Source organism: Microbacterium ginsengisoli, assembly GCF_000956535.1.
Lineage (GTDB): Bacteria > Actinomycetota > Actinomycetes > Actinomycetales > Microbacteriaceae > Microbacterium > Microbacterium ginsengisoli.
In genome coordinates this window covers 29757-48823 of the sequence record NZ_JYIY01000075.1, presented here as the reverse complement: position 1 = coordinate 48823, position 19067 = coordinate 29757, and the positions used below count along the sequence as shown (strand labels likewise).

Annotated in this window: 17 protein-coding genes; 5 read left to right on the top strand and 12 right to left on the bottom strand. The window is 71.9% G+C overall.

Annotation, left to right across the window (positions count from 1 at the left end):
- Window positions 1–7 precede the first annotated feature (7 nt).
- Both RR49_RS09065 and RR49_RS09060 read right to left on the bottom strand, forming a co-directional pair.
- Window positions 8–1069: a polyprenyl synthetase family protein gene (locus RR49_RS09065; protein ID WP_045247761.1), complete on the bottom strand. Its 1062-nt coding sequence runs from the start codon at window positions 1067–1069 to the stop codon at window positions 8–10.
- Window positions 1070–1156: 87 nt separating this feature from the next.
- Window positions 1157–1876, bottom strand: coding sequence for a demethylmenaquinone methyltransferase (locus RR49_RS09060; RefSeq protein ID WP_048809000.1), 720 nt, complete (start codon window positions 1874–1876; stop codon window positions 1157–1159).
- Between the two features lie 48 nt (window positions 1877–1924).
- Between RR49_RS09060 and RR49_RS09055 the strand changes: the two genes are divergently transcribed.
- On the top strand, window positions 1925–3211 hold the full coding sequence (locus tag RR49_RS09055; RefSeq protein ID WP_425411865.1) for an isochorismate synthase: 1287 nt from the start codon (window positions 1925–1927) through the stop codon (window positions 3209–3211).
- A gap of 18 nt (window positions 3212–3229) precedes the next feature.
- On the opposite strand, the gene menD is transcribed toward RR49_RS09055, so the two are convergent.
- Window positions 3230–5119 carry a 2-succinyl-5-enolpyruvyl-6-hydroxy-3-cyclohexene-1-carboxylic-acid synthase gene (gene menD / locus RR49_RS09050; RefSeq protein ID WP_084603858.1) on the bottom strand — a complete coding sequence of 630 codons (1890 nt, stop codon included), beginning with the start codon at window positions 5117–5119 and terminating at the stop codon, window positions 3230–3232.
- Window positions 5010–5375: a PLDc N-terminal domain-containing protein gene (locus RR49_RS09045; RefSeq protein WP_045247759.1), complete on the bottom strand. Its 366-nt coding sequence runs from the start codon at window positions 5373–5375 to the stop codon at window positions 5010–5012. The genes menD and RR49_RS09045 overlap by 110 nt, the downstream gene beginning before the upstream one ends.
- A 105-nt stretch (window positions 5376–5480) precedes the next feature.
- On the opposite strand from RR49_RS09045, the gene RR49_RS09040 reads away from it, so the two are divergent.
- Window positions 5481–5795: a DUF4229 domain-containing protein gene (locus RR49_RS09040; protein ID WP_045247758.1), complete on the top strand. Its 315-nt coding sequence runs from the start codon at window positions 5481–5483 to the stop codon at window positions 5793–5795.
- A 33-nt stretch (window positions 5796–5828) separates the two neighbouring features.
- On the opposite strand, the gene RR49_RS09035 is transcribed toward RR49_RS09040, so the two are convergent.
- The 5 genes from RR49_RS09035 to RR49_RS09015 all read right to left on the bottom strand — a co-directional run bounded on the left by RR49_RS09035 (window position 5829) and on the right by RR49_RS09015 (window position 10709).
- On the bottom strand, window positions 5829–6800 hold the full coding sequence (locus tag RR49_RS09035; protein WP_045247757.1) for a 1,4-dihydroxy-2-naphthoate polyprenyltransferase: 972 nt from the start codon (window positions 6798–6800) through the stop codon (window positions 5829–5831).
- A 25-nt stretch (window positions 6801–6825) separates the two neighbouring features.
- Complete coding sequence (locus RR49_RS09030) at window positions 6826–8016, bottom strand: AMP-binding protein (RefSeq protein WP_045247756.1); 1191 nt, start codon at window positions 8014–8016, stop codon at window positions 6826–6828.
- 1 nt (window position 8017) lies between these two features.
- The gene (locus RR49_RS09025) at window positions 8018–8917 is read right to left on the bottom strand and encodes a 1,4-dihydroxy-2-naphthoyl-CoA synthase (RefSeq protein ID WP_045247755.1); all 900 of its coding nucleotides are present in this window, start codon (window positions 8915–8917) and stop codon (window positions 8018–8020) included.
- A gap of 7 nt (window positions 8918–8924) precedes the next feature.
- Window positions 8925–9716 (bottom strand): LLM class F420-dependent oxidoreductase, encoded by a 792-nt coding sequence (locus RR49_RS09020; protein ID WP_045247754.1) that lies wholly within the window; start codon window positions 9714–9716, stop codon window positions 8925–8927.
- Window positions 9717–9788: 72 nt separating this feature from the next.
- A complete protein-coding gene (locus tag RR49_RS09015; protein WP_045247753.1) occupies window positions 9789–10709 on the bottom strand; it encodes an undecaprenyl-diphosphate phosphatase in 921 nt (306 codons plus the stop codon).
- A gap of 54 nt (window positions 10710–10763) precedes the next feature.
- On the opposite strand from RR49_RS09015, the gene RR49_RS09010 reads away from it, so the two are divergent.
- Entirely contained in the window at window positions 10764–11750 is a 987-nt protein-coding gene (locus RR49_RS09010) for an o-succinylbenzoate synthase (protein ID WP_045247752.1), read from the top strand.
- 12 nt (window positions 11751–11762) lie between these two features.
- Here RR49_RS09010 and RR49_RS09005 read toward each other — a convergent pair whose 3' ends face one another.
- Together RR49_RS09005 and RR49_RS09000 are read right to left on the bottom strand one after the other, a co-directional pair.
- Entirely contained in the window at window positions 11763–12380 is a 618-nt protein-coding gene (locus tag RR49_RS09005) for a vitamin K epoxide reductase family protein (RefSeq protein ID WP_048808996.1), read from the bottom strand.
- An 84-nt stretch (window positions 12381–12464) separates the two neighbouring features.
- Complete coding sequence (locus RR49_RS09000; RefSeq protein ID WP_048808995.1) at window positions 12465–13082, bottom strand: TetR family transcriptional regulator; 618 nt, start codon at window positions 13080–13082, stop codon at window positions 12465–12467.
- Between the two features lie 129 nt (window positions 13083–13211).
- Between RR49_RS09000 and RR49_RS08995 the strand changes: the two genes are divergently transcribed.
- Together RR49_RS08995 and RR49_RS08990 are read left to right on the top strand one after the other, a co-directional pair.
- Window positions 13212–15986, top strand: a complete 2775-nt coding sequence (locus RR49_RS08995; protein ID WP_045247750.1) for an MMPL family transporter — start codon at window positions 13212–13214, stop codon at window positions 15984–15986.
- A complete protein-coding gene (locus RR49_RS08990) occupies window positions 15983–17899 on the top strand; it encodes a YhgE/Pip domain-containing protein (protein ID WP_045247749.1) in 1917 nt (638 codons plus the stop codon). Before RR49_RS08995 ends, RR49_RS08990 begins: the two co-directional genes overlap by 4 nt.
- A gap of 70 nt (window positions 17900–17969) precedes the next feature.
- Here the strand turns inward: RR49_RS08990 and ccsB are convergent, their stop codons facing one another.
- A complete protein-coding gene (ccsB, locus tag RR49_RS08985) occupies window positions 17970–19058 on the bottom strand; it encodes a c-type cytochrome biogenesis protein CcsB (RefSeq protein ID WP_045247748.1) in 1089 nt (362 codons plus the stop codon).
- Between the last annotated feature and the right edge of the window lie 9 nt (window positions 19059–19067).

Here is a 19067-nt window from a genome sequence, read left to right as displayed (position 1 = left end):
TCGTGGGTCAGCTGCTGCGGTCGACGACCGCGTCGGCGAACCGCGTGAGGCCCTCGCGCACGGGCCCGGCGGGGAGCGGCGCCAGGGCGGCGACCGCGTCAGACGCCCACTGACGGGCGAGCTCGAGCGTGCGGCGGGTCGCGGGGTGCTCGCGCAGCCGGGTGAGCGGCTCGTCGAGGATCGCCGGGTCGGCGCCGTCGGCGATGCGGGCGACGCCCTCGTCGATGCGGGCGCGCAGGTCGACCGAGGCGGCGTCGGTGTCGGCGCCGAGCAGCAGGTAGGGCATGGTCGGAACGCCCGCGCGCAGGTCGGTGCCGGGCACCTTGCCGGTCTCGTCGGCGTCGGCCGAGAGGTCGATGACGTCATCGAGCAACTGGAACGCGACGCCCGCCTTGTCGCCGAAGACCTGCAGCGGCTCGGCGTACTCCTCGGGGCCGTTGCCGAACGTGATTCCGGCCTTCGCGGATGCCGCGATGAGCGAGCCGGTCTTGTCGGCGAGCACCTGCAGGTAGAACTCCACCGGGTCGTCGTCGTCGGACGCACCCACGGTCTCGTGCAACTGGCCGAGCACGAGTCGTTCGAACGTGTCGGCCTGCAGCTGGATGGCGGCATCGCCGTGGCGGGCCATGATCTGGCTGGCGCGGGAGAAGAGCAGGTCGCCGGTGAGGATGGCGATGCTGTTGCCCCACACGGCATGGGCGGCCGGAACGCCGCGGCGCACGTCCGCACCGTCCATGACGTCGTCGTGGTAGAGGGAGCCGAGGTGGGTGAGCTCGAGGGCGGCGGCACCCTCGATGACCGGCTGTGTCGCGCCGTCGCCGAGCTGCGCGGTGAGCAGCGTCAGCATCGGCCGCACTCGCTTGCCGCCGGCCTGGTAGAGGTAGCGACTGGTGACGTCGGCGAGCCGATCGGTGAACGCGATCTCGGTCGCCAGCTGGGCCTCGACCTGAGCGAGACTCGCTTCGACCGTCTTCCACAGGCGACGGGAGGCCGGCCCCGCGAACACCCGCTCCGTCACGCTGAGGTGACCTGCCAGGGGCAGACCGGGCGCGGACGAGGTCGGAGTCACGCAGACAGCCTACCGGCGCTCACTCCACCGGTGGCCGCCGATCCCGTCGGTCGAGAACGCCTCGTAGCCGATGCCCAGGTGCGCCGATCAGGCCTTCACCGCACGGTGCAGCGCGACGATGCCGAAGGTGAGGTCGCGGTAGGCGACATCGGTCCAGCCGGCCTCGCGCACCCATGCGGCGAGCGCGCGCTGGGCGGGCCAGGCCTTGATCGACTCGTTGAGGTAGTCGTACGCATCGGCGTTCGAACTCACCCAGCCGGCGACGGTGGGCAGCACGCGGTCGTTGTAGAAACGGTAGAGCGCCGCGAAAACCGGATTCTGCGGCTGGGAGAACTCGCAGATCACGAGGCGGCCGCCGGGCTTGGTGACCCGCAGCAGCTCGGCGAGGGCGACCTTGGGCTCGGCGACGTTGCGCAGCCCGAACGAGATGGTGACGGCGTCGAACGATGAGTCATCGAACGGCAGCGCCATGGCGTCGGCTTCGACGAAGGAGAGATTCGGGATGCCGCCGTGCCGCCGCGCGCCCTCGGCGATCATGCCGGGCGAGAAGTCCGCGGCGACGACCTCGGCGCCGCTGCGGGCGAGTGCGACGCTCGATGCTCCTGTGCCCGCCGCGAGGTCGAGCACCCGCTCCCCCGGCTGCGGCGCGACGGCGCGGGTCATCGCGATGCGCCAGAGGCGATCGTTGCCGAGGCTCAGCAGCGTGTTGGTGCGGTCGTAGGCCGCGGCCACCTGATCGAACATGCCGCTCACGCGGGCGGGATCCTTGCCCAGGTCGGCGCGGTTGGGCTCGTCGGCGGCGGTCACCCGTCGAGTCTAGGCGGGCCGGGCGAGGCCTAGGCTGGACGGGTGACCCTGCCCGCTCCCCCCCGACTGGTGGCGGTCACCCGGGAGACCATCGCGCACGAGGATCTGCTGGCTCTGGCGGACCCGCACACGCCGCTGGTGTGGTCGCGGCGCGGCGACGGATTCGTCGGGATCGGTCGCCCGCTGATCGCCCTCGAGGCATCCGCGGACGCCGCGACCCGGCTCGCGTCGACGTGGCGCGCGATCGCGGATGCCGCGTCCGTCGACGACGAGGTGCACGCCCCCGGCACGGGCCTCCTCGCCTTCGGCTCTCTCGCGTTCGACGAGCACGCCGAGGCGCGCTCCCGTTCGGGTGCGACGTCGCGACTGGTGGTTCCGCCCGTCGTCGTCGGCCGCACCGGCGGGAAGACCTGGATCACGCGCATCACGAGGGAGGAGGCATCCGATCAGGGCGAGGATGTCGCCCCGATCCCGTACGGCCCGTACTGGTCGGCCACGCTCGGACCCGGCGCGCAGAGCCCCGACGACTACACCCGCGCCGTCGCCGAGGCGGTGGCCCGCATCGGCGACGGCGAGCTCGAGAAGGTGGTGCTGGCCCGCGACCTCGTGGGGTCGGTGCCGGCGGGCGCCGACCTGCGCCGGCTCGTGCGCGCCCTGCAGAGCGGCTACCCCGACACGTGGACCTTCGCCGTCGGCGGCCTCATCGGCGCGAGCCCCGAGACCCTCGTCACCGTGCACGACGGCACCCTCACCGCCCGGGTGCTCGCCGGCACCGCCGCGCGCGGCGCCGATGCCGATCGGGATGCCGCGGCCGCCGTCGCTCTCGCGACCAGCCAGAAGGATCTCGACGAGCACCGCTTCGCCGTGCAGAGCGTGCTCGGCGCCCTCGCGGGCCACACCCGCGCAGTGACCGCCGCCGAGACGCCCTTCACCCTGAAGCTGCCCAACGTGTGGCATCTCGCGACCGACGTCGAGGGCGACCTGGGGCACGAGGCATCCGCTCTGGATCTCGTCGCGGTGCTGCACCCCACCGCCGCGGTCGCCGGTACCCCGACGGCGTCGGCCCTCGCGACGATCCGCGAGCTCGAGCCGTTCGACCGCGGACGCTACGCCGGTCCGGTCGGCTGGATCGACGGCGACGGCGACGGCGAGTGGGCGATCGCGCTGCGCTGCGCGCAGTTCGGCGCAGAGTCGTCGTCTCCCACGGCCGAGGATCGCGACGACATCCCGGTGACGGCGTTCGCGGGCGCCGGCATCGTCGCCTCGAGCGACCCCGAGGCGGAGCTGCTCGAGACCCGGGTGAAGTTCCGCCCGATCGTCGACGCGCTCGCCTGAGCGGATGCCGCGGCGCGCTCAGCGCTCGAGAGGCACCTCGATGAGCTGACGTCCGCCCGACGGCGACGTAAGCACCTGATCGAGCGCGGACCGTGTCGTGACGCGGTGGTACTCCCAGCCGTAGGCGAGGGCGAGCTGTTCGAGGCGCACGGTCTGCGGCGTGTACTGCACGCGATCCATCGCCTCGGGGCCCGCGATCTGGGCCACCTCGAGCCCGTCGAAGATCGTGCCGCCGCCGTCGTTGCCGACGATCACCTGGATGCGCGGTTCCGGCTCGCCGGGCGCGGCCAGCAGCGCGCCGACGTCGTGCAGCAGCGCGAGGTCGCCGAGGAGCACCCGGGTGACGCCCGGTCGCCCGTCCGCCTGCGAGGCGGCGGCGACGCCGAGGGCGGTGGCGATCGTGCCGTCGATACCCGCGAGCCCACGGTTGGCGTGCACCCGCACCTTCTTGCCGCCGAGCACCTGGTCGGCGACCCGAACGAGCCGCGATGATCCGAACACGAGTCGGTCGTGCGGCCAGGTCGCGCGCCAGACGGCGTCGACGAGCAGCGTGCGGTCGACCCGCTCCCGCGCGACCGCGAGCTCGGCGTCGATCGCACCGAGGCGGCGCTGTGGCTCGGCGGACGCGAGCGCATCGGCGTCGGGCGCGGGCGGGGTGAGATCGACGGATGCCTCGCGCGACGCCCGCAGCCATGCACCGAGCCACTCGCGGTCGGTGTCGCCGGGTTCGACGGCGAGCGCATCGACGGCGAGGCTCTCACCGTTGAGGTTGAGCGGCTCGCCGGGGCCGCGCAGCGCGACCACCTCGACGTCGGCACGCGAGAGCAGGGCGGTGACCTCGCGGCTGAGAGTCGGATGCCCCAGCACCACCGCCCGCTCGACGGCTCCGCCGAGCGCGGGATCGCGGAGCAGTTCGCGATAGCCGTGCACGAGCTGCCGGCCGAACCGGGCGCCGGAGACGACCTCGGCGACGAGCGGCCAGCCGCCCAGGTGGGCGAGCTGCTCGGCGTCGGGCCCGGCGTCGGATCCGGCGATCACCACGGTGCGCGGACCCCGCACGAGCAGGTGCGGCAGGGGCTCGGGGTCGGTCGCGACATCCGCCTCGCCGATGCCGCCGCCGCCCTGGTAGAGCGCGCCGAACGACTCCTCTTCGCCCTCCTCGGCGGGGGCGGCGGGAACGGGAACGGCCGCAGCCTCGGCCGCGAACCAGGCCGGGAGGGGCCCGGCGAGCGGCTCGCGGTACGGCAGGTTCAGGTGCACCGGGCCGGCGGCGCGGGTGCCGGCACCGATGGCCTCCTCGACGGCCTGGGCGGCCACGGCGCGCAGCATCGCGGTCTGCTCGGCGGTGCCGTCGGGGTCGGTCTCCTCGGGCACCGGAAGATCGGTCTCGTGGCGCGCGGCGAGCGCGAAGAGTCCCGGCTGGCGGGTGGTCTGGTTCGCGCCCACGCCGCGCAGCTCGGGCGGGCGATCTGCGGTGAGCAGCAGCAGCGGCACGCCGGCGTGGTGCGCTTCGAGGGCGGCAGGCAGCAGGTTCGCGACCGCGGTGCCCGAGGTGCAGATGACGGCGGCGGGCATACCGGACTCGCGGCCGATGCCGAGCGCCGTGAAGCCCGCGACGCGCTCATCGATGCGCACGTGCAGCTGGGCGAGTCCGCGGCGGTCGAGCTCCGCGGCGGCGAGGGCGAGGGCCTGGGAGCGCGAGCCGGGGCTGACGACGAGATGCCGCACCCCCTGCGCGACGAGCGCGCCCAGCAGGGCCGCGGCGGCATCCGTCGCCGGAGATCGATCGGTCACGCGGTCAGCCCTTGCGCTTCTCGTCGTCGTCGGTCGTACGGGGAGGGAGGTCGGGGTCGGCGTCCTCCGCGTCGAGGCGTGCCAACTCCTCCTCCAGCCGGCGGATGCGCTCATCCTGGTCGGAGAGATCCGCGAGCGACCCGAGGAACGCGGGGTCGTCGTCGGGGGCGGGCCGTCCGGCGGAACGAAGCCGCGAGCGGCCGATGGTGAACCAGAGCACCCCGCCGATGACCGGCAGGAGCAGCAGGATGAGGATCCACACGGGCTTGGACACGCCGCGGTGCCGGTCGGCCGGTTGCACAGCGCCGTCGATGACGCTGTAGATCCAGAACACGACCGCGAGCACTGCAACGATCAGCACGAGCCGCATGCCCTCATCCTAGGCGCGCCCGCCGGGGAGAGGCCTGGGGAGGACGGCGGGATGACGCATCGGCTCGTTCAGGCGACACCTCACCGGCCGACCTACGATGGAGGGATGTCCGCCCATCCCGTGCGCTCGGCCGTGCTCTACTCGGTGCTGCGTCTGCTCGCATTCGCCGTGCCGTTCGGCCTCATGATGCTGCTGCCGATCTTCCAGCAGTTCGTCTGGCTCGCCGCGATCTTCGCCGCACTGATCGGACTGAGCATCTCGGTGATCTTCCTGCGACGCCCCCTCGACGAGGTCACCACGACCCTCGCCGACAACCGCGAGCGTCGGCGCGCCGCGCGCAGCGGCGACCGCGTGCGCCGCAACGAGTTCGACGAGGACGAGGCGGCAGACGCCTACTTCGGCGACGACGACGCGCGCTGAGCGTCACCCACCGGCCGGAGCGGATGCCGCGGTTCAGGCCGAGAACGCCCAGAACAGCAGTGCGCCGTATGCGAGGGCTCCGAGCGACGTGAGGCTGAGGGCGATCACGAGCTCCTGCGGCTTGCCGTACATCCACACGATGAGCAGCGCCGGACCGAGCAGCAGCAGCGACATCAGCGCGAGCCACGCGATCGGGTAGAAGAACCCGAGGAAGCAGGCGATCAGCAGCGCCACGACGACGAACACCGTGTACAGCACCTGTGTGCCGCGCGCACCGATCAGCACGCTCAGGGTGCGCTTGCCGGCCTCACGATCCTGGGGGATGTCGCGCAGGTTGTTCGCGAGCAGCACGGCACAGGCGAGCAGACCCGCTGCGACCCCGCCGAACCAGGCTTCCTGCGGCACGACGCCGACCTGGATGAAGGTCGTTCCGGCCGTGGCGACCAGCCCGAAGAAGACGAAGACGAACACCTCGCCGAGGGCGTTGTAGCCGTAGGGACGCTTGCCGCCGGTGTAGAACCACGCCGCCGCGACGCACACCGCGCCGACGATCAGCAGCCACCAGTGCTGGGTGCGCACCGTGAGCACGACTCCGACGATGCCCGCGAGCGCGAAGAACGCCAGGGCGACAGCGAGGACCGCCTTCGGGGCGGCCTTGCGGGAGCCGGTGAGCCGGCCCGGGCCCACCCGGTAGTCGTCGGTGCCGCGGATGCCGTCGCTGTAGTCGTTCGCGTAGTTCACGCCGATCTGCAGGAAGACCGCGACCGCGAGGCATCCGAGTGCCAGCACCCAGTGAAGGTTCGGGTCGATCACGTGCGCGGCGCCGGTGCCGATGAGCACGGGGGCGATCGCGAGCGGCAGGGTGCGCAGACGCGCCGCGGCGATCCAGTCGCGCACACCCGCGCGACGCGGCGCGGTCACGGGCGAGCCGGAGCGCTGCGGATTGCCTCGGGGGTGCGTCTTGCGCGCGGGCGCCGAGCGCCGCTTCTTGGTGTTGCCTGCCACGGGGAGCAATCCTAGGGGCGCGCGCTCATGTGCCCGCCGAGAGGGCGGCGCGTGCGTGCGCGGCGAGCGCACGCCGGTCGGGCTTCCCCGAGGCCAGCAGGGGCATCTCGTCGACGGTCACCAGATGCGCCGGGCGGGCTACGCCGCCGACCTCGGCCTCGACGCGCGCGCGGGCCGCGGCGAGCGCGGCGGCCCGGTCGACGTCCCCCGCGACGACGATGGCGGATGCCTCCCCCCACCGCGCGTCCGGCACCCCGACGACGACCGCGGCCACGAGCGCGGGCACCGTGCGCACCGCCCGCTCGACCCGGTCGAGCGAGACGTTCACCCCGCCCGAGACGATCACGTTGTCGATACGGCCGGTGATGCGCAGCATCCCGTCGTCGACGCTGCCGGCGTCGCCCGTGCGATACCAGCGCACCCCGTAGGCGTCGACCGGGAACACCGCCGCGGTGAGTGCCGGATCACCCAGGTAGCCGTCGGCGAGCGTCGGCCCCGCCACCTGCACCTCGCCCGCTTCGACGCGCAGCCGCACGCCGTCGAGCGGCGCTCCGTCGTAGACGCATCCGCCGGCGGTCTCGCTCGACCCGTAGGTGCGCACGATGCGTACCCCCGCCGCCGCGGCCCGTTCGGCGAGCGCGGGGGCGAGCGCTTGACCGCCGATCAGCACGGCGTCGAAGCTCGCGAGCGCTCGGGCGGCGGCGGCATCCGCGTCGAGCAGGTCGCTCAACTGGGTCGGCACCAGGGCCGTGTACCGGGGCCCCGGGCCGAGGGCGTCGGTGGCCTCGATGACATCGGATGCCGCGAACCGTCCGCCGTGCGCAATCGATGGCAGCACGACCGGCTCGGTGCCGCTGACGACCGAGCGCACCAGCACCTGCAAGCCGGCGACGTAGGTGGGGGTCAGCGCGAGCAGCCAGCGCCCGGCGCCGAGCAGCCCCACGGTTGCGCGCGCCGACGCGAGCAGGGCATCGGCCGACAGCACGACCGACTTCGGATGCCCCGTCGACCCCGACGTCGTGATGACCGCCGCCGCGCCCGGCAACAGGTCGTCGCGCGAGGACAGGGAGCCTTCGCGGGCAACGTCCTGTTCTCGCGCGTTCTCCTGCGGGCGCGCGGCCGCCGCAGCCACCGGCTCGCCGCCGAGACGCAGTGCGGGCCCCGACCCGTCGAGCGCGGCGCGCAGCGCACGGGTCAGGGCCGCGACATCCGTCATCTCAGAAGTGCCAGGGATACGGCGACCAGTCGGGGTCGCGCTTCTCGAGGAATGCGTCGCGGCCCTCGACGGCCTCGTCGGTGCCGTAGGCGAGACGCGTCGCCTCGCCCGCGAACAGCTGCTGGCCGACGAGCCCGTCGTCGACCGCGTTGAACGCGTACTTCAGCATGCGGATCGCCGTGGGCGACTTGCCGAGGATCGTGCGTGCCATCGCCACCGCCTCGCGCTCGAGGTCCTCGTGCGCGACGACACGGTTGATCGCCCCGATCTCGTACGCCCGCTCTGCGGAGTATTCCTCCGCCAGGAAGAAGATCTCCCGCGCCACCTTCTGACCCACCTGGCGCGCGAAGTACGCCGAGCCGTACCCCGCGTCGAACGAGCCCACGTCGGCGTCGGTCTGCTTGAACCGGGCGTGCTCCCGCGAGGCGATCGCCAGATCGCACACGACGTAGAGCGAGTGCCCGCCGCCGGCCGCCCATCCGGGGACGACCGCGATCACGGGCTTCGGCATGAAGCGGATGAGCCGCTGCACCTCGAGGATGTGCAGCCGCCCGGCGCGGGCCGGGTCGTGCACCGCGGTCGCGTCCTCGCTGTATTTGTAGCCGTCGCGACCGCGGATGCGCTGGTCGCCGCCCGAGCAGAACGCCCACCCGCCGTCCTTCGGGCTCGGCCCGTTGCCGGTCAGCAGCACCACGCCGATGCGCGGGTCCTGACGCGCGATGTCCAGCGCCCGGTAGAGCTCGTCGACCGTGTGCGGACGGAACGCGTTGCGCACCTCGGGTCGGTCGAACGCGATGCGGGCGATGCGCCCGTCACGGCTGACGTGGGCGGTGATGTCGGTGTACGACGCCGCCCCCGGGGCATCCGCCCACTCGGACTCATCGAACAGCGGCGAGATCATGCGCGGCTCAGTTCTTGCCGTCGCGCCACTGCAGCCAGCGGCGCACGACGTCGAAGTCCCAGTCGGGTCCGTCGAAGCCGAGCGTGAACAGGCGCACGCCGGCGTCATAGAGCGCGTCGGCGTCTTCGGTCGTGCGGCGCTGCAGCTCGTTCGAGACGACCAGGTTCGACACGTCCGTGCCGTCCTTCGCCGCCCACTCGTCGATGACCGAGACCTTGTGCGCGAGCTCCTCGGGGGTGACGAAGCTGTGCCAGATGTCGGCGTGACGGGCGACGATGCGCAGTGTCTTCTGCTCACCCTTGCCGCCGATGAGCACCGGGATCTTTCGGGTCGGCACCGGCACCAGCTTCTCCCAGCGCGCCTCGATGCGCGGCAGCGCCTCGGCGAGCGCGGTAAGGCGGGTGCCGGGGGTGCCGAACTCGTAGCCGTACTCGTCGTAGTCGCGCTCGAACCAGCCCGAGCCCGTGCCGAAGATGAAGCGCCCCTCGCCGCCCTTGGCCGAGATGTGGTCGACCGTGCGGGCCATGTCGGCCTGCAGGTCGGCGTTGCGGTAGCTGTTGCAGTTCACGAGGGCGCCGAACTCGACCTTCTCGGTCTGCTCGGCCCACGCCGCGAGCATCGTCCACGACTCGAAGTGGCGGCCCTCGGGGTCGCCCGAGAGCGGGTAGAAGTGGTCCCAGTTGAAGAGGATGTCGACGCCGAGGTCTTCAAGGGTGAGGACCGCACGACGGATGTCTTCGTACGAGACGTGCTGGGGACGGATCTGGATGCCGAGACGGACCGGGGTGTCGAGGAGCATGGCATCCAGCCTATTCCTGCCCCGCCCGACGCCGCCGCCCTCGCGGCCGGCCTGGGCGGCGGCGGGCGGTGCTCAGCCGAAGAAGCCGAAGCGGATGATGCTGGCGACCCCGACCACGACGCAGTAGATCACGAACGGGTACAGCGTGCGCGTGTGGAAGTAGCGCGACAGGAACGCCACCGCGGCGAAGGCCGCGACGAATGCGCAGATCGAGCCGACGATGACCTGGCCCATGATGCCGCGGGCGTCGGGCTGCAGCAGGTCGGGGACCTTCAGAACCCCGGCGGCGAGGATGACGGGCGTGGCGAGCATGAACGCGAACCGTGCGGCGCTCTCGTGGTCGAGGCGGCGCAGGAGTCCGGCCGAGATCGTCACACCCGAGCGGGAGATGCCGGGCAGCAGGGCGAGCGCCTGGGTGGTGCCGATCAGGGCTCCCTCGCCGAGGGACAGGTCGTCGATGCGGCGGGCGGCGACGCCGCGGGCCTCCGCACGAGACCCGGCGGCACGGGCGGCCCGCCCGGCGAGGATCGTCTGACGGCGACGCAGCAGCTCGGCCGTCAGCAGCACGAGGCCGTTCAGGGTCAGGAAGACGGCGGCCACGAGCGGGGTCGAGAAGAGCACACGCAGCGGCTTCTCGAGCAGCAGGCCGATGACGCCCACCGGGATCGTTCCGATGATGAGCAGCCACGCCAGACGCGCCTCGCTGCGGCCGAGACTGCGGTGGCTCAGCGACCAGAAGAACCCGCGGATCACCGCGACCCAGTCCCGCCAGTAGAAGACGATGAGCGCGAGCGCCGTCGCAACGTGCAACGCCACGACGAACGCGAGGAACGGGGTGTGCCCCGACGAGTCGCCCTGGGTGACGAGGGACTGCCACTCGCCGCCGATCCACGCGGGGACGAGAATGGAATGCCCGAGGCTGGAGATCGGGAAGAGTTCGGTCACTCCCTGGAGGAGTCCGATGACGACGGCCTGCAAGTAGGTCAGATCCACGCGGGCATAATCGCACACCCGCTCATGGATGACGCTAAGGAAACGGAACGACCGATGCCAGACACCCCGTCGCTCGCCGACATCGCCGCCACGGCGCGGGTCGTCTCATTGCCGATGGCGACCCGCTTCCGGGGCGTGACCGTGCGCGAGGCGCTGCTGTTCGAGGGGCCGCAGGGCTGGTCGGAGTTCTCCCCCTTCGCCGAGTACGACGACGACGAGGCATCCGTCTGGCTGCGTGCGGCGATCGATTTCGCCTGGATGCCGCAGCCCGCCGCCCGCCGCGACGAGATCCCGGTGAACGCGACCGTGCCGGCGGTCGCGGCGGACGAGGTGCCCGTCGTGCTGGCCCGCTTCGACGGCTGCCGCACCGCGAAGGTGAAGGTCGCCGAGCGCGGGCAGTCTCTCGCCGACGACGTCACCCGCGTCGCGGCGGTGCGACGGGCGCTCGGCCCGGAGGGACGCGTGCGCCTCGACGCGAACGGCGGATGGAACGTCGACGAGGCCGAGCACGCCATCCGCGCGCTGGAGCCGTACGACCTCGAATACGTCGAGCAGCCGTGCGCGCGGGTCGACGAGCTCGCCGACATCCGCGCCCGCATGCACGACCTCGACGTGCCGATCGCCGCCGACGAGAGCGTGCGCAAGGCCGAGGATCCTCTCGCCGTGGCCCGGGCGGGGGCGGCCGACATCCTCGTCGTCAAGGCGGCGCCGCTCGGCGGTCTCTCCCGGGCACTGGAGGTCGTGGCCGCGGCGGGGCTGCCGGCGGTGGTCTCGAGCGCGCTCGACACCTCGGTCGGGCTCGGCATGGGACTCGCCCTCGCTGCCGCGCTCCCCGAGCTCGACTACGACTGCGGGCTCGGCACCTCGTCGCTGTTCCTCGCCGACGTCACAGCGCAGCCGCTGCGCCCCGAAGGCGGTGTCATCGCCGTGCGCCGCGTGCAGCCCGACGCGGCGCTGCTGGCGCGGCACGAGGCATCCGACGACCGACGCGACTGGTGGATGTCACGCCTCGCCCGCTGCCATGCGCTGATCGCCGGCTGAGCGAGGCGCGGCTCAGAGCAGCGACTGCAGCAGACCGAGCTGCAGCTGGGCGGTGCCGAAGATGGCGAGGTACACGAGGATCGTGAGAAGCGGGATCCACGGGGTCAGCACGCGGCCGACCTTCGCGAGCGCCGTGCCCGCATAGCCCTCGCGGAACACATGCAGCACGGTGGCGAACCACATGGGGGTCACCGCGAGGTAGACCAGGGCGCACCACGGGCACAGCGTGTGCAGCGAGAAGATGCTCTCGGACGCGAGCCAGAGCACGAAGCCCATCGCGAAGGTCATGCCGGCCAGGAACAGCCACCAGAACCAGGCGGCGAAGCGCGCCCGGGCCAGAAGCCCCACCCCGACCGCGATCGGTGCGGGGAACATCATGAGACCGAGGATCGGGTTCGGGAACCCGAACACGTTGCCCTGCGGCGACTGGATGTTCTTGCCGCACTGGATGAACGCGTTGACCGAGCACGAGAGCGCCGCGTCGGGGTTCTTCAGCAGCGCCAGATCGTCGAGCGTCAGGTTGAACGCCGCGATGAGACCCGCCAGGCCCCCGACGATCAACAGGATCGGGAGGGCGAGCGGGATGCGGGATGCGGGGGCGGCGGCGGCGGTCGGCGTCGGCGAGGTCACCTCGCGAGGCTATCGCGACCGGCGCACGACGGGGTCGCACCGGCGCGGATCCACAGGGTTCCGACGGCTCGACACGGCGGCGGCTCAGCCTGCGGGCGACTCGACCAGCAACGACGCCAGAGCCGCGATGCGCTCGGCGCACTGCTGCTCGGCCCGCTTCGGCGACAGGCGCGCGATCGCCGCGTGCACCGCGGCATCCTCCCACGTGTTCACGAGCATCCGGGCGGCCTCGTCGTCGGGGACGCGCAGCGCGAGACGCGACGTGCGCCGGATCTCGGCGATGATCTGCGCGACCCGGGCGGCCATCGCGCCGTCCCAGGCGAGATAGGCACGGGCCAGGCGCTCGTCGCGCATCGCGTTCGTGCGGATCTCACTCATGAGCAGCACGCCGAGACGGTCGTCGGTGGCGATGTCGAGCACGAAGCGCACGATCTCCGCGGTGCTGCGGGGCACCTCGACGGCGGCCATCTCGGACACGCGGTCCGCGACGCGGGCGAGCTTGGTGTCGGAGACCTGACGGGCGAGTTCGAAGAAGAGATCCTCCTTCGACTCGAAGTTGGAGTAGAAGGCTCCGCGGGTGAAACCGGCGCGCTCGCAGATCGCCTCGACGGATGCCCCGTCGAAGCCGACTTCTGCGAACACCTCGGAGGCCGCCTCGACCAGGCGGGCTCGGGTGTTCTCGCGACTGCGCGTCGTCGGCATCAGCGACGCACCACCTCTCCGTGCGCTCATCCGCCGTTCAGGTTGCGGGGGATGGCGGACTCTACGATACACACCTGTATCGGATACAGTCATGTATCGAACCCCGAACCTCGATTTCGCGGAGGCGTCGTGTCCACACTGCTCTACTCGCTCGGCCGTTGGTCGTTCCGCCACCCGTGGCGGGTGCTGCTGACCTGGGTGCTGCTGCTGGTCATCGCCGGCGGCGCCGCCGCGGTGTTCGGCAAGGGCACCGACAACGCGTTCTCGATCCCGGGCACGGAGTCCCAGGCCGGCCTCGAGCAGCTCAGCCGCACCTTCCCGCAGGCGGCCGGCACGAGCGCGCAGATCATCGTGGTCGCCGCCCCCGGGCAGACGGTCGACGAGAGCGCCTACACGAGCGAGATCGCGAACACCGTCACCGAGATCGGAGCGCTCGACGGCGTGCTGGGAGCGACCGATCCGTTCGGGAAGACCGTCAACGGCCTCGTCTCCGACGACAAGAGCGCCGCCATCATCAGCATGCAGTTCAACGGCCAGGTCACGGACGTTCCGGCGAGCACGAAGACCGACCTGCAGTCGATCACGACCTCGCTGCAGCACGCCCTCCCCCAGGGCGCCACCGCCCAGCTCGGCGGCGACCTGTTCGCCGTCTCGGTGCCGGGCATCAGCATCACCGAAGCGGTCGGGCTCGTGATCGCCCTGCTGGTGCTGCTCGTCACCTTCCGGTCGTTCCTCATGGCCGGCATGCCCCTCGGCAGCGCCCTCATCGGCGTCGCGATCTCCATGTCGCTCATCCTCGGGGCGACGGCGTTCGCCTCGGTGTCCTCCACGACCCCTCTGCTCGCGCTGATGCTCGGGCTCGCCGTCGGCATCGACTACGCGCTGTTCATCGCCGCGCGACATCAGGACCAAGTGCGCGCCGGCGTCCCTCCGGAAGAGTCCGCCGCCCGCGCGACCGGCACCGCCGGCTCCGCCGTCGTCTTCGCCGGCATCACCGTGCTCATCGCGCTCATCGGCCTCGGCTTCGCGAACATCCCGTTCCTGACGACGATGGGCATCGCGGCCGCGCTCGCCGTCGCGATCGCGGTGATCGTCGCGATCACCCTCACCCCGGCCTTCCTCGGCTTCGCGAAGGGCCGGGTCGTCGGCTGGTCGCGCCGCCCGAAGGCCGCTGCGAAGAAATCGGATGCCGCACCCCGCCGGTCGTTCTCCACCCGCTGGGCGGGCGTGGTGACGAAGCATCCGCTCGTCACGACCATCGCGGTCATCGTGACGCTCGGCGTGCTGGCCATCCCGGCGGCGAGCCTGCAACTGGCCCTTCCGAACGCGGGCGTACTGCCGAAGGACAACGAGGCGCGCAAGACCTACGACCTGATCTCCGAGCACTTCGGACCCGGCTTCAACGGCCCGCTCATCATGACCGGCACGATCGTCACCTCGACCGATCCGCTGAACCTCATGAAGAAGATCGGCGACGACGTCGCCACCCTGCCGGGGGTCAAGACCGTCGCCCTCGCGACCCCGAACGAGACCGCCGACACGGGCATCGTGCAGATCATCCCCACGACGGCGCCCGACTCACCCGAGACGGCCGCACTCGTGCGGGAGCTGCGCGCGCAGCACGACCACATCCTCGACACCTACGGCGTCGACATGAAGGTCACCGGCTTCACCGCGGTCGGCATCGACATCTCCGATCGCCTCGGCGGCGCGCTGCTGCCGTTCGGCATCTTCGTCGTCGGGCTCTCGCTCGTGCTGCTCATGGTCGTGTTCCGCTCGATCTGGGTGCCGATCAAGGCTGCGCTGGGCTACCTGCTGTCGGTGGGGGCCGCGTTCGGCGTCGTGTCGGCCGTGTTCGTGTGGGGCTGGGGCGCCGACCTCATCCACGTCGCGAAGGTCGGCCCCATCATCAGCTTCATGCCGATCGTGCTCATGGGCGTGCTGTTCGGCCTGGCGATGGACTACCAGGTCTTCCTCGTCTCGCGCATGCGCGAGGACTTCGTGCACGCGAAGGCCGACGGCCGCACCCGCCGCGAGGTCGCGATCGACGCCGTGCGCAGCGGCTACACCGGCTCCGCCCGCGTCGTCACGGCGGCGGCGACCATCATGTTCGCCGTGTTCGCCGCGTTCATCCCCGAGGGGGACTCGAGCCTCAAGCCCATCGCACTGGGGCTCGCCAGCGGCATCCTGTTCGACGCGTTCCTGGTGCGCATGACGCTCGTGCCGGCCGTGATGGCCCTGCTCGGCGCGCACGCATGGTGGATGCCGCGCTGGCTCGGCAAGCGCCTGCCCCACTTCGACATCGAGGGCGAGGCGGTCGAGCGCGAGATCGCGCTGGCCGACTGGCCCGACGACGCCGACCGCTACGCCGTGGCCGCCGACGCGCTCGAGCTCGACGACGAACGGCGTCGCGTCTACACCGGCGTCGACGTGAGGCTCGCGACCGGCGACGGCCTGCTGGTCACCGCGGAGGACCCGCGGGCGACCCGCGCCCTGCTGCTCACGATCGCCGGACGCCTCGAGTCGACCGGCGGGCGCCTGCGCGTAGCGGGCCACCTTCTCCCCGGACGCAACGCCTGGGCCCGTCGACACAGCGCGTTCGTCTCGCTCGGCACCAGCGAGGCGCCGCTCACCGACCTGCGCCGTGGCCTGCGCCGCGCCAGCATCGTCGTGATCGACGGCATCGACCGGCTCGAACGCCTCACCCCCGCCGACCGCGACCAGGCCCTCGCCCTGCTGCGCGAGGGCGCCGGCGACGGCCGCGTGACCCTCGTCGCGTCGGCGCCACCGACCTCCGTCGACGATCTCGGCGCCCTGCTGCGGGGCGCTCGCATCTCCATCGCGCCCGCACTGCGCATCCGCACGACGCTCTCCGCGTCCGACGTCGCCGAGGTGACCGCATGACTCTGCTCGAACGCTCCCGCACCCTGCGCCCGGTGACATGGCTCGCCGTCATCGGCGTGATCCTGCTGCCCGTGCTCGTCGGCGCCGTGCTGGTCGTGTCGCTCTACAACCCGACCGACCGGCTCGGCAACATGACCGCGGCCATCGTCAACAACGACAAGCCGGTCACCCTCAACGGCCAGACGGTGCCGCTCGGACGTCAGTTGACCGCCGGCCTCGTCGAGGGTTCGAAGGACCTGCCCTCGAACCTCAACTGGGTGATCTCCAACACGGATGACGCGGCCTCCGGTCTCGCCGACGGCACGTACGCCGCGGTCATCACCATCCCCGACAACTTCTCCGCCGCCGCCACCTCCACCGCCCCGGGCGGCACACCCGAGAAGGCGACGATCTCGATCGCGACGGCCAACGACGCGAAGGTCGTCGACTCGGCGATCACCGCGCAGATCGCGCAGACCGCGACATCCGTCATGGGACAGCAGCTGTCGCAGAACTACGTCAAGAACGTGCTGCTCGGCTTCACGACGCTCAACACGCAGCTCGGACAGGCCTCGAGCGGTGCCGAGCAGCTCGCCACGGGCGCCGCCACCGCCGCGAGCGGTGCGGCCGCCCTCCCCTCCGGCATCGGCCAACTCGCCTCCGGGGCGAACCAGCTGACCTCCGGCGCGAACCAGCTGTCATCGGGCGCCGGCCAGCTCGCGAGCGGACTGGAGACCGCTGCCGCGCAGGTCGCGAGCCCGTCGTTGAACTCGGCCGCCGCCACCACGTCCCAGTACGCGGCCAGCGCGGCCAGCCAGACGACAGCGGTCGCGACGACCCTCGGCGCCCTCGCCCAGGAGTGCGCGCAGCTGCTGCCGCCGCACGCGCTGCCGAACACGAACACGGCCGCCATCGCGACGCTGTGCGAGAAGCTCGGCACACTCGTCGGCTCCCCGACCGACCCCGCGAACGACACGGCGATCGGGGCGGCGACGGCCGCCGGCTACGCGGCGGGCTACGCGTCCGGCACCCAGACCGGCGTGTCCCAGCTGACGTCGCAGACCTCGGCCGGTCTCACCCAGTCGGCCGCCGCGGCGCACCAGCTGCAGTCCGGAGCATCCGGCATCGCCGCCGGCTCGGCCGCGCTCGCGTCGGGCGCCACCCAGGCGTCGTCCGGGGCGACCCAGCTCGTCGCCGGCGTGGACCAGCTCGCCACCGGCGCCTCGTCGCTCTCCGACGGCCTGAAGACGGCCGTCTCATCGATCCCCACCTACAGCGACACGCAGGCGGCGACCCTCGCCGACGTCGTCGCGAACCCGGTGACCGCCAGCGGGGTCTCCACGAACCTGTTCGGCGGCTCCGCCATCCCGCTGCTGTCGACCCTCGTGCTCTGGTTCGGGTCGCTGGCGACCTTCGTGGTGCTGCAGGCGGTCTCGCGTCGTGCGCTCGCGAGCCGTCTGCCCTCGGTCGTGCTGGCGCTGCGCTCCTTCGCCCCCGCCGCCGTCATCGGTGCCCTGCAGGGCGTGCTCGTCGCCATCGTCGTGCAGATCGCGGCGAACTACGACACCGGATCGTGGCTCGCGTACGCCGGGCTGAGCATCGTCGCCGGCATCGCGTTCGCCGCGGTCAACCAGGCGCTCGTCGCGCTCTTCCGCGGCACCGGCCGCCTCATCGCCGCGATCGCCGGAACACTCGCCATCGCCACGTCGGTCGTCTCGACGACGCCGTCGGGGCTGACCTGGCTCGCCGGTCTCATGCCGACCGCGCCGGCCTACAACGCCGCCCTCGGGGTGCTCGCGAGTGCCGGTGGCGTCGGATCCGCCGTCGTCGGCATGGTCGTGTGGACGGTGCTGGGTCTGCTCGCCACCACCTTCGCGGTATGGCGCCACCGCACGTCCTCGGTGCGGGCGGTGGTCGCCGGCACGACGGCCTGACCCGCGTCCGCGCGACATGACGAGGGGGTGGATGCCGCGGCATCCACCCCCTCGTCATGTGCCGGTCGGCTCAGCTGCCGCCGGTGGTGAGCCCGCTGTAGGCGTGCAGACCCTTGAAGAACATGTTGACGATCGTGAAGTTGAACATCACCGCGGCGAAGCCGACGATCGACAGCCACGCCGACCGCGTGCCGCGCCAACCGCGCGTCGCACGCGCGTGGATGTAGCCCGCGTACAGGACCCAGATGACGAAGGTCCAGACTTCCTTCGTGTCGAAGCCCCAGTAGCGTCCCCAGGCGTCGTTCGCCCAGATGGAGCCTGCGATGAGGGTGAACGTCCAGAAGATGAAGCCGATGATCGCGAATCGGTAGGCGAGCGACTCGAGGTTCTCGGCCGACGGCAGCAGCCGCAGGAATCCGGGACCGGTCTTCGCACCGGCGGTGCCCGCCTCGGCGGCGGCGAGCGCGCGGCGCTCGCGGCGGATCTGCATGAGCTGCAGCACCGAGAGCGCGAACGCGAGGGCGAACAGCGCCGTCGCGAGAGAGGCGACGAACACGTGCACCACGAGCCACACGCTCTTCAGCGGATCGGCGAGGGGCGTGATCTCGCGGTAGAACGCGACTGCCGAGCCACCCATGAGCAGCACGATGAGGCCCGTGATGAAGGAGCCGAGGAAGCGAAGGTCGTAACGGAACAGCACCGCGAGGTACACCGCGACGATCAGCAGGGTTCCGGTGAGGGCGAACTCGTACATGTTCGACCAGGGCACCCGGCCCGAGGCGATTCCGCGCGTGACGTCGGCCGCGAGGTGGAAGAGGAAGCCGAGCCAGGTCAGCGTCGTGCCGATGCGCGCCCACACGGGGCGGTCGCGACGCGATCCGCGGGCCGTCAGCGCCTCGGCGGCGCGCTCCTGTCGCGCACGCACCTGATCGATGGTCTCGACCGAGCCGCGGGAAGAGGCCGACGACGAGGCCGTCGCCGCCCCCACGCCGACGAGCTCGCGCACATCCTCGGTGGCGGCATTCTTCGCGTCGATGGCGGCCACCGAGCGTCGGGAGAGGTCGATCGTGTAGGCGATGAACGCGAGCGCGTAGATGGCGATCGCCGTCCACACGAGCAGGACCGAGGCGGAGTCGAGCGAGAAACCGGTGGAGGGCATGGCGGTGAT

Excerpts from the sequence above, each read along its gene's own strand:
- menD (WP_084603858.1), bottom strand. The coding sequence starts at position 5,119 with ATGAGCGCATCCGCCGGCTGGAGGAGGAGTTGGCACGCCTCGACGCGG.
- RR49_RS09045 (WP_045247759.1), bottom strand. The coding sequence starts at position 5,375 with ATGCGGCTCGTGCTGATCGTTGCAGTGCTCGCGGTCGTGTTCTGGATC.
- RR49_RS09040 (WP_045247758.1), top strand. The coding sequence starts at position 5,481 with ATGTCCGCCCATCCCGTGCGCTCGGCCGTGCTCTACTCGGTGCTGCGT.
- RR49_RS09030 (WP_045247756.1), bottom strand. The coding sequence starts at position 8,016 with ATGACGGATGTCGCGGCCCTGACCCGTGCGCTGCGCGCCGCGCTCGAC.
- RR49_RS09025 (WP_045247755.1), bottom strand. The coding sequence starts at position 8,917 with ATGATCTCGCCGCTGTTCGATGAGTCCGAGTGGGCGGATGCCCCGGGG.
- RR49_RS09020 (WP_045247754.1), bottom strand. The coding sequence starts at position 9,716 with ATGCTCCTCGACACCCCGGTCCGTCTCGGCATCCAGATCCGTCCCCAG.
- RR49_RS09010 (WP_045247752.1), top strand. The coding sequence starts at position 10,764 with ATGCCAGACACCCCGTCGCTCGCCGACATCGCCGCCACGGCGCGGGTC.
- RR49_RS09000 (WP_048808995.1), bottom strand. The coding sequence starts at position 13,082 with ATGCCGACGACGCGCAGTCGCGAGAACACCCGAGCCCGCCTGGTCGAG.
- RR49_RS08990 (WP_045247749.1), top strand. The coding sequence starts at position 15,983 with ATGACTCTGCTCGAACGCTCCCGCACCCTGCGCCCGGTGACATGGCTC.
- ccsB (WP_045247748.1), bottom strand. The coding sequence starts at position 19,058 with ATGCCCTCCACCGGTTTCTCGCTCGACTCCGCCTCGGTCCTGCTCGTG.